9 protein-coding genes and 1 pseudogene are annotated in these 13,138 nt (G+C 74.4%); 9 read left to right on the forward strand and 1 reads right to left on the reverse strand.

Annotated features, from left to right (window positions below; genetic code table 11):
• The first annotated feature begins 34 nt into the window (after positions 1–34).
• From ACVMYR_RS18180 to ACVMYR_RS18215, 8 genes and pseudogenes are all read left to right on the forward strand, one after another.
• Positions 35–949 carry a GNAT family N-acetyltransferase gene (locus ACVMYR_RS18180; protein WP_457122280.1) on the forward strand — a complete coding sequence of 305 codons (915 nt, stop codon included), beginning with the start codon at positions 35–37 and terminating at the stop codon, positions 947–949.
• A 162-nt stretch (positions 950–1,111) separates the two neighbouring features.
• Positions 1,112–2,491 carry a cytochrome P450 gene (locus ACVMYR_RS18185; RefSeq protein ID WP_457122281.1) on the forward strand — a complete coding sequence of 460 codons (1,380 nt, stop codon included), beginning with the start codon at positions 1,112–1,114 and terminating at the stop codon, positions 2,489–2,491.
• Positions 2,488–3,402, forward strand: coding sequence for a terpene synthase family protein (locus ACVMYR_RS18190; RefSeq protein WP_457122282.1), 915 nt, complete (start codon positions 2,488–2,490; stop codon positions 3,400–3,402). The genes ACVMYR_RS18185 and ACVMYR_RS18190 overlap by 4 nt, the downstream gene beginning before the upstream one ends.
• Positions 3,399–5,107 (forward strand): annotated as a pseudogene (locus ACVMYR_RS18195) (prenyltransferase). The gene ACVMYR_RS18190 and the pseudogene ACVMYR_RS18195 overlap by 4 nt, the downstream one beginning before the upstream one ends.
• 97 nt (positions 5,108–5,204) lie before the next feature.
• A complete protein-coding gene (locus ACVMYR_RS18200) occupies positions 5,205–7,799 on the forward strand; it encodes a sensor histidine kinase (RefSeq protein ID WP_077939194.1) in 2,595 nt (864 codons plus the stop codon).
• A 110-nt stretch (positions 7,800–7,909) separates the two neighbouring features.
• Positions 7,910–8,332 carry a roadblock/LC7 domain-containing protein gene (locus ACVMYR_RS18205; protein WP_007072006.1) on the forward strand — a complete coding sequence of 141 codons (423 nt, stop codon included), beginning with the start codon at positions 7,910–7,912 and terminating at the stop codon, positions 8,330–8,332.
• Positions 8,333–8,337: 5 nt separating this feature from the next.
• Positions 8,338–8,724 (forward strand): DUF742 domain-containing protein, encoded by a 387-nt coding sequence (locus tag ACVMYR_RS18210; RefSeq protein ID WP_043967572.1) that lies wholly within the window; start codon positions 8,338–8,340, stop codon positions 8,722–8,724.
• Positions 8,705–9,313: a GTP-binding protein gene (locus tag ACVMYR_RS18215; RefSeq protein ID WP_043967574.1), complete on the forward strand. Its 609-nt coding sequence runs from the start codon at positions 8,705–8,707 to the stop codon at positions 9,311–9,313. The genes ACVMYR_RS18210 and ACVMYR_RS18215 overlap by 20 nt, the downstream gene beginning before the upstream one ends.
• Before the next feature lie 62 nt (positions 9,314–9,375).
• Here the strand turns inward: ACVMYR_RS18215 and ACVMYR_RS18220 are convergent, their stop codons facing one another.
• The gene (locus ACVMYR_RS18220) at positions 9,376–12,219 is read right to left on the reverse strand and encodes an aconitate hydratase (RefSeq protein WP_077939195.1); all 2,844 of its coding nucleotides are present in this window, start codon (positions 12,217–12,219) and stop codon (positions 9,376–9,378) included.
• A gap of 241 nt (positions 12,220–12,460) precedes the next feature.
• Here ACVMYR_RS18220 and ACVMYR_RS18225 point away from each other — a divergent pair, with 241 nt between their 5' ends.
• Positions 12,461–13,120, forward strand: coding sequence for a DedA family protein (locus ACVMYR_RS18225; protein ID WP_396787940.1), 660 nt, complete (start codon positions 12,461–12,463; stop codon positions 13,118–13,120).
• Positions 13,121–13,138 lie beyond the last annotated feature (18 nt).

The raw sequence follows: 13,138 nt of genomic DNA on the forward strand, positions 1-13,138 counted from the left end.
CGGAGCCCGGAACGCTGCGGTACGTTGCCACGCGATGACGCTGACCGTACGGCCGTTCGCCGACGCCGATGCCGACGCCGTGAGCGAGGTGCTGCGGTCGGGCCTGCCGCACCTGCTGGCCACCCCGGAGCTGCTGCGCTGGCAGGCTGCCCGGGCGCAGGGCCCCGAGCGGTTCGGCGCGCTGGTGGCCGAGGTCGACGGGGAGCCGGCCGGGGTGGCCCGCACCGGGCTGCTGCACGAGAGCGCGGAGCCGGGGCTGGGCTTCGTCAACCTGACGGTCCGGCCGGAGCGGCGCGGCCGGGGCGCGGGGGCGGCCCTGCTCGCCGCCGCCGAGCAGCGGCTCGCGGGGCTCGGCGCGACCACGGCGTACGCGATGGTCGACGACACCCCGGCGGACCTGGCCTTCGCCGAGCGGCACGGCTACCGGCGGGGCCGGCGGTCCCTGCTGCTGCGGTGCGACCTGGCCGCAGCGCCGCCGCCCCCGGAGCCGGGGCCCGGCGTCCGGCTGCTCGCCGCCGCCGACCTGCCCGACCCGCGCCTGCTCTACGAGGCCGATCTGGACGTCTCGCGCGACGAGCCGGGCGAGGTCGGCATGGACGAGATCGCGTACGCGGACTGGCTGGCGGCGTACTGGCACCGCCCGGACCTGGACCGGGAGCTGACCACGGTGGCCATGGTGGACGGCGAGGTGGCCGCGTTCACGGTGGGGCTGACCGACAGCCGCCACGACCACCGGTGCGGGATGACCGGCACCCGGCGGCCGCACCGCCGGCGGGGGCTGGCCCGGCTGGTCAAGCAGGCCGCCCTGCGGCGGGCGGCGGCGGCCGGGTTCCGGCACTCGGTGACCGTGAACGACGCCGGCAACGCCGCGATGCTCGGCCTCAATGCCACGCTCGGTTACCGGACGATCGCGGCGCAGTGGCGGTATCGGCGGGATCTGCCCAGCTAGGAGGCCCGCGGCGGGTCCCTTGTGGCGGCGGGGAATGTCGCCCGCGAAAATTATTCCTCTCTCCCCTGGAGAAGTTGACCTGCTCAATGGCATGCTCGGGCGGGACCGTTACTTTCCACGGTCGTTCCGCGACGCACAGTTGATCAGGGGAGTGCACCACACGTGGTAACCCCACACCCGGCCCCCACCCGTGCTCGGCGAGCGAGATCCGTTCCGCTGCGGCACGTCGCGCCCGGCCTGCTCCGCGACCCCGTCCGCGCTCTCGTCGGGTTCGGCGAGCGGGCCGACGGCGAGGTGGTCCGGCTCAACGTCGGCGCGTTCCGGCCCTACCTGGTCACCGACCCCGACCACGTGCAGCAGGTGCTGGGCGACCGGGCCGACAACTTCGGCCGGTCCGGCGGCGGCGCGTTCTGGGGCCCGCTGCGCCGGCTGTTCGGCGACGGCATCCTCGGCGACGGTCCCGTGTGGTCGGACAGCCGGCGCATCCTCCAGCCGCTGTTCACCGCCCGGCGGGTCGAGTCGGTGCTGCACCGGATGGCCGCCACGATCGCCGACGCGGTCGCCGAGCTGGACGCGCCGGCCCGCGCCGGCCGGCCCGTCGACATCGGCGCCGAGCAGGCCCGGATCGTGTGCCGGGCGATCATGGAGACGTTCTTCGGCGACCGGATCTCGGTCGCCGACGCGCTGCGCCTCATCCGGGCGCAGGACGCGATCGCCACCTCGGTGATCCCCCGGGTGCTGGCGCCGTTCGTCCCGCTGGCGCTGCCGATGCCCGGCGACCGGGCGTTCCGCGACGCCGCCCGGCGCATCGACGACGTGCTGGTGCCGATCGTCCGGTCGGCGCGGGGCAGCGACGGCGACGACGTCATCGCCACGCTGTGGCGCGGCGCCACCGCCGACGGCCGACCGCTGGACGAGCGGCAGGTCCGCAACGACACCGTGGCCATGGTCGCCGTGACCACCGAGACCACCGTCAACGTGCTGACCTGGCTCTGGCCGCACCTGGCCCGCGCGCCCGAGGTCGCGGCCCGGTTGCAGGAGGAGATCGACTCGGTGGCGGGCGGCCACCCGGTCGGCCCCGAGCACCTGCCGCGGCTGCGCTACACCCGGATGGTGCTCGACGAGCTGATCCGGCTCTACCCGGTGGCCTGGCTGGCGCCCCGGCAGGTGCTGCGGCCGACGACGCTCGGCGGCGTACGCCTGCCGGCCGGGGCGACGCTGCTGGTCAGCCCGCTGGTCACCCATCGGCTGGCCCGCTACTGGGACGACCCCGGCGCCTTCGACCCGGAGCGGTTCACCCCGGATCGGGTCCGGGCCCGGCACCGCTACGCCTTCTTCCCCTTCGGCGGCGGCCCGCACCAGTGCCTGGGGATGCACCTGTTCTATCTGGAGGCGCAACTCATCGTGGCGAACCTGTTGGCCCGCTACCGGCTGCGGGTGCGCAGCCCCCGGCTGCCCGCCGTGCAGCTCGCCGCCGCCCTGCGCACGCGGGACCGGGTGGAGCTGGACGTGCGCCCCGCCCGCACCGGGGCCGTCGCGTGAACGTCGTCACGCCACCGTCCACGGTGCTGCCCGACCAGCTCTCCGCCGCCGCCGAGCAGGGCCGCATCTGCGCGCTCGCCGCGCAGGGGCAGCGCGACCTGCAACGGCAGGCGGCCCGCTACCCGGACCTGTTCGCCGGCCGGGCCTTCGACGCCGCGCTGTTCAGCAACATCGCCCTGGCCATCGCCTTCGGCGCACCCTGGTGCACCGCCGAGCAGCTGCGGCTGACCAACCGGATGGTGCTCTGGGGCTTCGCCCTCGACTGGCGGATCGACTACCTGGCGAAGTCCCGGGCGGACGTCGACCGGGTGGTGGCCGGCGCCCTCGCGGTCGTCGAGGGGGCCAGCCCCGACGCCGACGACCCGCTCGGCCGCCTGCTCGCCGAGCTGCGCGACGACCTCGCGGCGGTGCCGGCCTTCGCCGAGCTGGGCGGTGCCTGGCGGGCGGCGGTGCGCCGCACCGTGACGGCGATGGCCCGGGAGTGGGAGTGGAAGACCGCGCGGGAGCGCGACGGCGTGCCGCTGCCCGGCTTCACCGAATACCTCGCCAACGCCGACAACCTCGCCTGCACCGTGGTCAACGTCGCGCACTGGATCTGGACGGGCGACGCGGAGACCCACCGGCGGCTGGACCGGCTGGTGACCGTCAGCGACGAGGTGCAGCGGGTGCTGCGGCTCGTCAACGACCTCGCCACCTACGAGCGGGACCTCGAATGGGGCGACCTGAACGCGCTGCTGCTGGTCGACGACCGCGCCGAGGTCGACCAGCGCATCGTCGAGCTGGTCGAGCGGTGCACCGAGCTGCTGGCCCCGCTGTCGGGCGGCTGCCCGCTCCAGGCGGCGTACCTGGCCCGGCAGATCGGATTCAGCAGCGGCTTCTACCGCTCCGCCGACTTCTGGGGGCAGCGGTGACGATCTTCCGGGGGCGGCGGTGACGCTCGCCCGGCAGCGGGCCGCCGCCTGCGGCCGCGCCGACCGGCCGGCCCGGGATCCGGAGTCCGCCGCGGACGCCCGCGAGCTGGTCGCCGCGATGACCCTCACCCCGGGCGGGCAGTCCTCCGCGTCGGTGTACGAGACGGCGCGCCTGGTCAGCCTCGCGCCGTGGCTGACGCACCACGCCGAGCGGGTCGCGTACCTGCTCGCCGGCCAGCGTCCCGACGGCGCGTGGGGCGGCCCGCAGGGGTACGCCCTGGTGCCGACGCTGAGCGCCACCGAGGCACTGCTGACCGCGCTGCGCCGCCGGGACGCCGACGTGCTCGCGGGCGCCCGCGCCGCCGAGCGGCTGGGCCGGGCCGTCGACGGCGGGCTGCGGGCCCTGCACCGGTGGCTCGCCGGCCCGGCCCCGTTCTCCGCGCCCGACCTGCCGGCCGCCGACCTGACCGTCCCGGCGCTGGTCGGCTCGGTCGCCGCGCACCTCGACGCGGTGCGCGCCGACCCGCCGCCCGGCCTCGCCGCCTGGCGCGACGCCGGCCCGCTGCCCCTGCCGTCCGGGCTGGACCACACCCGGCTCGACCGGGTCCGCGCGCTGGTCGCCTCGGGCGGCCCGCTGCCGGAGAAGCTGCTGCACGCCCTGGAGGTAGCCGGCCCGGCGGCCCGCCGGGCCGCCGGGGTGACCCCGGTCGGGCCCGGCACCGTGGGCGCGTCCCCGGCGGCGACGGCCGCCTGGCTCGGTGGGCCCGGGCCGGAACCCGGCGCCGCCGCCGCGGTGTCCTACCTGGAGGACGTCGCCCGCCAGCAGGGCGGCCCGGTGCCGTGCGCGACCGGGATCACCGTCTTCGAACGGGCCTGGTCGCTGAGCACCCTGAGCCGGGCGGGCATGACGCTGCCCGTGCCGCCCCGGCTGCTCGCCGGGCTCGCGGCCACCGTCGGCCCCGCCGGCACCGCCACCGCGCCCGGCCTGCCCGCCGACGCCGACACCACGGCGGTGACCCTCTACGCGCTGGCCCGCCTCGGCCGCCCCGTCGACCCGGCCAGCCTCTGGGGGTACGACACCGGCGAGCACTTCTGCACCTGGCCGGGGGAGGACGGCGCGTCGGTCACCACCAACGCCCACGTGCTCGACGCGTTCGGCTGGCACCTGGCCCACCGCGCGCCGGCCGACGCCCGGCTCACCGCCGTGACGCGGCGGCTCACCCGCTGGCTCGCCGACCGGCAGTCGTCCGACGGGGCGTGGACCGACCGCTGGCACGCCTCGCCCTACTACGCCACGAGCTGCGCGGTGCTCGCCCTGGCCGGTCACGGCCGGGGCCCGGCCGCCGTGGGCGCGGTGACCCGGGCCGCCGACTGGGTGCTCGCCGGGCAGCGCGCCGACGGCTCCTGGGGGCGGTGGGGCGGCACGGTCGAGGAGACCGCGTACGCGGTGCAGGTCCTGCGCGCCGCCCGGTCCGCCGCGCCGGCCGCCGTCGAGGCGGCGCTGGGGCGGGCCCGGCGCTACCTGGCCACGATGGAGGGACGCGACGGCGCGCCCGCGCTCTGGCACGACAAGGACCTCTACCGCCCCGTCGTGATCGTCCGCGCCGCCGTCGCCGCGGCCCGTCATCTCGTCCGCGCCGGGGCCTCTGGTGACGCCTTCACCGGGCCCGGGTACGGCAGGACCCCCTTGATCAGTGCCGCTTGAGTGAACAAACCGACACTGCTAGCGTGCGCGCGTGGTCGACGGTGTACCGGCCACACGCGCTCCGGCAGCCCCCCGAACAGCCGGCCAGGACGGTGTGATGCGTTCCCGCAGTACGAATCTCCGTACGAAAATCGTCGCTCTGCTGGCGTCGCTCGTCGCGCTCTGGGCCTTCGCGGCGTGGGTGACCCTGCGGGACGGCGCCAACCTGCTCGGGGTGCAGGCGCTCAACGAGTCGGTGTCCGAGCCGAGCGAGGCGCTGGTGCTCCAGCTCCAGCGGGAACGGAAGCTGTCGCTGGCCTACCTGGGGCGGCCGGACGAGACGCGGCGGGAGGCGCTCGGCGCGGAACGGCGGCGCACCGACGAGCTGGCGTCGACGTTCCGCGAGTCGTCCAGCAGTTGGCGGGCCACCGTCGCCGCCAGCGACACGCTGAAGCAGCGCCTCGACGCGGTCTACGGGCAGCTGTCCCGGCTGGGCGAGACCCGTTCCGGGGTGGACGCCCGCAGCGTCGACCGGTCGTCGACCCTCGCCGCGTACGGGCAGGTGGTGCGGTCCATCTTCGACGTCTACTCGGCCCTCGGCCTCCTCGACGACCAGCAGGTGGGCGAGGACACCACCGCCCTGATCGAGCTCAACCGCGCCCGTGAGCTGCTGTCCCAGGAGGACGCCATGCTCACCGGCGCGCTCTCGGCGGGACGGATGACCGCGGCGGAACGGTCCCAGCTCGCCCAGCTCATCGGCGCGCAGCGGTTCGCGGCCGACCTGGCGGTGAGCCGGCTGCCCGCCGCCGACCGGGAACGCTACGACGCGATGGTCGGCGGCGAGGCGTTCGAGAACCTGCGCGACCTGGAGGACGGCATCCTGGAGGGCCGGGGCGCCGACCCCCGGCTGGGCTTCGAGGCCGCCGACTGGGACGCGGCGGTGGCACCCGCGTTGGCCCAGTGGAGCGAGGTCGTGATCGCCGGCGGCGACGACGTGGTGGAGCGGGCCACCCCGGTCGCCGTCACGGTGATCATCCGCCTGGTGCTCGCCACGGGCCTGGGCCTGCTCGCCGTCGTCGCGTCGATCATCGTGTCGATCACCACCGCCCGGGTGCTGCTGCGGCAGCTGGAGCGGCTGCGCGACGCGGCGTTCACCCTGGCCAACGACCGGCTGCCCAGCGTGGTGGAGCGGCTCGGTCACGGCGAGGACGTGGACGTGGCCCGGGAGGCCCCACCGCTGGAGTTCGGCGACGACGAAGTCGGCCAGGTGGGCAAGGCGTTCAACGCGGTCCAGGAGACCGCGCTGCGCACCGCCGTCGAGCAGGCGGAGCTGCGCCGCAACGTCCGCGAGGTCTTCCTCAGCCTGGCCCGGCGCACGCAGGCGCTGGTGCACCGCCAGCTCACCCTGCTCGACGCGATGGAGCGCCGGGAGCAGGACGCCGAGGAACTGGAGGACCTGTTCCGGGTCGACCACCTCGCCACCCGGATGCGACGCAACGCCGAGAACCTGATCGTGCTCTCCGGCTCCACGCCGGGCCGGGCCTGGCGGCGCAACGTCCCGATGGTCGACGTGGTCCGCGGCGCGGTCGCCGAGGTGGAGGACTACACCCGGGTCAACGTGCTGCCGCTGGGCAACGTCTCGCTGGCGGGCCGGGCGGTCGGCGACATCATCCACCTGCTGGCCGAGCTGATCGAGAACGGGCTGTCGTTCTCGCCGCCGCACACCACCGTGGAGGTGCGCGGCCAGGCCGTGGCCAACGGCTTCGTCATCGAGATCGAGGACCGGGGCCTCGGCATGAGCGAGGAGGACCTCGCCGCCGCGAACCACCGGATCGTGGACCGCTCCGAACTCAACCTGGCCAACGCCGCCCGGCTCGGCCTCTACGTGGTCAGCCGCCTCACCGACCGGCACGGCGTGCGGGTGCAGCTGAAGGAGTCGGCGTACGGGGGCACCACCGCGGTCGTGCTGATCCCGGCGGAGCTGGTGACCGACTCCGGTGGGGCCGGCGGACCCGGGCGCACCGGCAGGACCGACCCGTCCGCGCCGGTCGTGGCGGCCCGGCCGGGCCCGTCGGGCGACCGGCCGGCGGCCCGCCCGGTCGCACCGGTGGCCCTGGCGGAGGCCCCGACGGCCCCGGCCGCCGGGCCGTCCGTCGAGGACGACGGCACGCCGGGCCTGCCCACCCGCGCCCGGCCCCGCACCGCCGGCCCGGCACCGGCCGCCCCGGGCGGGGAGACCGAGCTTCCGGTACGCCCACGGCGTCCCGCCGGGCAGTCGGCGCTGGACGCGCCGACCGTGCCGACCGGGCTCCCGATCACCACGCCCCGGCCGGCCGGCGGCGGTGCGGCACCGGGCTCCACGGTGGAGCGCCCGGAGCCGGCCGAGCGGCCAGACGGGACCACCACCGACGGCGAGACCGCGCCCGACACCCCGGCCCCGGCGCCCGCGCCGGTGCAGCGGACCAGCACCGGGCTGCCCGTGCGCGTGCGACAGGCCAACATCGTGCCGGAGTTGCGCGAGGACCCGGCCGCGCAGCCCGACGAGGAGGAGGACACGGTCCGCGTGCCGGAGCAGGTCCTCAAGATGATGAGCTCCTACCAGCGCGGCACCCGACGGGGCCGCACCGACGCGGCCCGCCTGCTCGGTGGTGCCGGCGGCGCGGAACCCACCGGCGGTTCCGGCGACGACGCCGACGGGCACGAGGCGACCTGAGGACGAGCACGAGGCGACGTGAGGGCGGCGCGGACGACCCGCGCCCGTGGCGGGACGGCAGGTCCCAGACGACAAACGGCGACACCAGCCGGGGGAGAAGAGGACGACGAGTGGGGCAGAAGACGGCTTCGAGTGCCGATCTGACGTGGTTGCTGGATGATCTGGTCGGCCGGGTGAAGCAGGCCGAGCACGCGGTCGCGCTCTCCACAGACGGCCTGCTGATGGCCTCGTCGCAGGGCCTGAGCCGGGACGACGGGGAGCACCTCGCCGCGATGGCGGCCGGCATCCAGAGCCTGGCCCGGGGCGCGGGGAAGCGGTTCGGCGGCGGCCAGGTGCAGCAGACCATCATCGAGATGCAGTCGTCGTTCCTGTTCGTCACCGCCGCCGGCCGCAACGCGTGCCTCGCGGTGCTGGCCTCCGAGGACGCCGACGTCGGCCTCATCGCCTACGAGATGGCCATGCTGGTGACCCGGGTCGGCAAGTACGTGGCCTCCCCGACCCGGCTTCCCGAGCAGCCGGTCGGCGAGAAGTAGCCGCCATGACGGTGCCGGGGGAGTCCACGGAGGAACGGTGGGTCGACGACCACGCCGGGCCGGTGGTCCGACCGTACGCGGTGACCGGTGGCCGGGCGCGCCCGGTCACCGGCACGTTCGACCTGATCTCCCTGGTGACGGCCACCCGGTCGGAGGTGTCGCCGGAGGTCGGGCTGGGCCCGGAGCACCTGGCCATCGTCGCGCTCTGCCAGCGGATCCAGTCCGTGGCGGAGGTCGCCGCCCATCTGGACCTGCCGGTGGGTACGATCCGGGTTCTGCTCGGCGACCTGATGGCGCGCGACCTCGTGCAGGTACGCGAGCCGCGGACGACTGCGGGCCTTCCCGACGACAGCATCTTCGAGGCGGTTATCAATGGACTACGGGCCCTCTGAGCGGCCGGCGGGAGCCGTGCCGCTGCCCACCGCGATCAAGATCCTGGTCGCGGGCGGCTTCGGCGTCGGCAAGACCACGATGGTCGGTGCGGTCAGCGAGACGCGACCGTTGCGGACGGAGGAGGTGCTCACCGAGACCGGGGTCGGCATCGACGACCTGTCCGGGGTGGAGGGCAAGACGACCACCACCGTCGCGATGGACTTCGGCCGGATCACGATCAGCGACGACCTGGTGCTCTACCTGTTCGGCACGCCGGGTCAGGACCGGTTCTGGTTCGTCTGGGACGAGCTGGCGCTCGGCGCGCTCGGCGCGGTGGTGCTCGCCGACACCCGGCGGCTGGCCGACTGCTTCCCGTCGATCGACTACTTCGAGGGGCGCGGCACCCCGTTCGTGGTCGCGGTGAACTGCTTCGAGGGCGCCCGACGCTACCGGCTCGACGAGGTGCAGGCCGCCCTCAACCTCGACCCGGGGGTGCCGGTGCTGCTCTGTGACGCGCGGCAGCGGGAGTCGAGCAAGGAGGTGCTCATCACGCTGATGGAGCACGCGCTGAAGATCCGCGAGTCCCGCCGCCGCGCCGCCGGCGGCTGACCGTATGCAAGGAAGGGCCCCTTGTTAACAGACGTCTGTTAACAAGGGGCCCTTCCTTACGCTCAGCTGGCGATCATGCGGCGCAGGACGTACTGCAGGATGCCGCCGTGGCGGTAGTAGTCGGCCTCGCCCGGGGTGTCGATGCGGACCACCGCGTCGAACTCGACGCCGGTGTCGGTGCTGACCTTCACCGTGCGCGGGGTCTCGCCGTCGTTCAGCGCGGTCACGCCGCTGATCGAGAACGTCTCCGTGCCGGTCAGGCCCAGCGACTCGGCGGTGGTGTCCACCGGGAACTGCAGCGGCAGGACGCCCATGCCGATCAGGTTCGACCGGTGGATCCGCTCGTACGACTCGGCGATGACCGCCCGCACGCCGAGCAGCATGGTGCCCTTGGCCGCCCAGTCCCGCGACGAGCCGGAGCCGTATTCCTTGCCGGCCAGGATGACCAGCGGGACGCCCGCCTCCTGGTAGGCGGTGGAGGCGTCGTAGATGGTGGTCTGCTCGCCGGTGAGGTGGTTGACGGTGAAGCCGCCCTCGACGCCCGGCACGAGCTGGTTGCGCAGCCGGATGTTGGCGAACGTGCCCCGGATCATCACCTCGTGGTTGCCCCGGCGTGAGCCGTACGAGTTGAACTCGTGGCGCGGCACGCCGTGCTCGGCCAGGTATTTCCCGGCGGGGGAGTCGGCCTTGATCGAGCCGGCCGGGGAGATGTGGTCGGTGGTGACCGAGTCGCCCAGCTTGGCCAGCACCCGCGCGTCGGCGATGTCCTGCACCGGGGTCGGCTCCTGCTGCATGCCCTCGAAGTACGGGGGCTTGCGCACGTAGGTGCTCTCGCCCTCCCAGGCGAACGTGTCGCCCGTCGGGGTCGGCAGCGACTGCCACCGCTCGTCGCCGGCGAACACGTCGGCGTACGCGGCGCTGAAGCCGGTCGCGCCGATCGCCTGGGCGATGACGTCCTGGATCTCGGCGCTGTTGGGCCAGATGTCGCGCAGGTAGACGGGCTCGCCCGCGCTGTCCTCGCCGATCGGCTCGTTGGCCAGGTCGATGTCCATCGTGCCGGCCAGCGCGTACGCCACCACCAGCGGCGGGGACGCCAGGTAGTTCATCTTCACGTCCGGGTTGATCCGGCCCTCGAAGTTGCGGTTGCCGGACAGCACCGAGACGACGGCGAGGTCGCCCTCGTTGACGGCGGCGGAGACCTCCTCCGGCAGCGGGCCGGAGTTGCCGATGCAGGTGGTGCAGCCGTAGCCGACCAGGTTGAAGCCGAGCTTCTCCAGGTAGGGCGTGAGGCCGGCGCGGTCGTAGTAGTCCATGACGACCTTCGAGCCCGGCGCGAGGGTGGTCTTCACCCACGGCTTGCGGGCCAGGCCCTTGTCGACGGCGTTGCGGGCCAGCAGCGCCGCCCCGATCATCACCTGCGGGTTGGAGGTGTTGGTGCAGGAGGTGATCGCGGCGATCACCACCGCGCCGTGGTCCAGCTCGTACTCCACGCCGTCGGTGCCGGTGACGCGCACCGGGTTGCTGGCCCGGCCGCCCGCGCCCACGGCGGCGGTGACCAGGTCGCGCGGCGCGTCGGCCGGGTCGTTGACCCCGTTGGCCGGGGCGTCGCTGGCCGGGAAGGACTCGGCGGACGCCTCGTCGGCCGGGCCGGCGGTGCCGAGCGGCTTCTCCTGCTGCGGCACGCCGGGCTTGCGGCCGGTGGCGTCGGCGGCCACGTAGTCGGTCAGCGCCGAGCGGAACAGCGTCTTGGCGCTGCCCAGCGGCACCCGGTCCTGCGGGCGCTTCGGCCCGGCCAGGGACGGCTCGATGGTGCCCAGGTCCAGCTCCAGGCGCTCCGAGTAGTCCGGCTCGGCGGCCGGGTCGTGCCAGAGGCCCTGCTCCTTGGCGTACGCCTCGACGAGCGCGACCTGCTGCGGGTCGCGCCCGGTCAGCTCCAGGTAGCGGACGGTCTCGGCGTCGATCGGGAAGATCGCCACGGTGGAGCCGTACTCGGGCGACATGTTGCCGATGGTGGCCCGGTTGGCCAGCGGCACGGCGCTCACGCCGGGGCCGTAGAACTCGACGAACTTGCCGACGACGCCGTGCTTGCGCAGCATCTCGGTGATGGTGAGCACCAGGTCGGTGGCGGTGGTGCCGGCGGGCATCTCGCCGTGCAGCTTGAAGCCGACGACCCGGGGGATCAGCATGCTGACCGGCTGGCCGAGCATCGCGGCCTCGGCCTCGATGCCGCCGACGCCCCAGCCCAGCACGCCCAGGCCGTTGACCATCGTGGTGTGCGAGTCGGTGCCGACGACGGTGTCCGGGTACGCCTGGCCGCCGCGCTCCATGATCGTGCGGGCCAGGTACTCGATGTTGACCTGGTGCACGATGCCGGTGCCCGGCGGGACGACCTTGAACTCGTTGAACGCGGTCTGGCCCCAGCGTAGGAACTGGTAGCGCTCCTTGTTGCGCTCGTACTCCAGCTCGACGTTGCGCTCGAAGGCGTCCTCACGGCCGAACAGGTCGGCGATGACCGAGTGGTCGATGACCAGCTCGGCGGGCGCGAGCGGGTTGACCTTGGTGGCGTCGCCGCCGAGGTCGCGGACCGCCTCGCGCATGGTGGCCAGGTCGACCACGCAGGGTACGCCCGTGAAGTCCTGCATCAGCACCCGCGCCGGGGTGAACTGGATCTCCACGCTCGGGTCGGCGGTCGCGTCCCAGCCGCCGAGCTGGCGGATGTGGTCGGCGGTGATGTTCGCGCCGTCCTCGGTCCGCAGCAGGTTCTCCAGCAGGATCTTCAGGCTGTAGGGGAGCCGTTCGTGCCCCTCCACCTTGCTGATCTTGAAAATCTCGTAGCTCGCGTCTCCGACGCGTAGCTGGGTCTTCGCACCGAAGGTGTCGAGGCTCGCCACGTCGTACTCCTTCACACCAGCGACCGTGAGTAGTCCTGAGCAGTCTGTCGCACCGGCCGGGGCGACGCCCCGGTTAGGTGACACTTACCGCGATTCCCGTTTCAACAAAACCGTACGTCCGTCTTGCTAGTCGCGCAACCTCGCGCCAGGCTTCGGGACGCGCCCGCACCGCCCGCCCGGGTGGCCCGGCGGCGGAGGGGCCGCCGCGCCCCGGCAACCCGGGTAGGGTTCGAGGCCGGACCTGAAGGGATGCGCCGTGGTCGACGTACAGCACTGGCTGACCGCGCTGCCCCCGGTCGCGGTCTACCTGATCGTCGCCGGGGTGATCGGCGTGGAGAGCATGGGCGTCCCGCTGCCCGGCGAGATCGTCCTGGTCAGCTCCGCCCTGCTCGCCGCCACCGGCGTCGTGCAACCCGAGTGGGTGGCCGTCGCCGCGGCGTTCGGCGCGATCGTCGGCGACTCCATCGGGTACGCGGTGGGCCGCCGGGGCGGCCGACCCCTGCTCGCCCGGATCGGCCGGCGCTTCCCGAAACACCTCGGCCCCGCCCAGCTCGCCCGCGCCGAACAGAGCTTCGCCCGGCACGGCGTGTGGGCCGTCTTCTTCGGCCGGTTCGTGGCGCTGCTGCGCATCCTCGCCGGCCCCCTCGCCGGCGCGCTGCACGTGCCGTACCGGCGGTTTCTGCTGGCCAACGCGGCCGGCGGCCTGGTCTGGGCCTTCGGCACCACCTACCTGCTCTACAGCGTCGGGCGGGCCGCCGAGCACTGGCTCAAGGACATCTCCTGGGCGGGGCTGGTCCTCGCCGTCCTCGCCGGCCTCGGCAGCACCTGGTGGCTGCGGCGGCGGGCCCGCCGCCTGGAGCAGGCGGACGCCTCCGGCGAGGCCGAGCCCGTCGGCGCGACCGCCGGCGACCGCTGACTCCACCGGCGACGTCCA

The sequence above is a fragment of the Micromonospora sp. PTRAS2 genome (assembly GCF_054052245.1).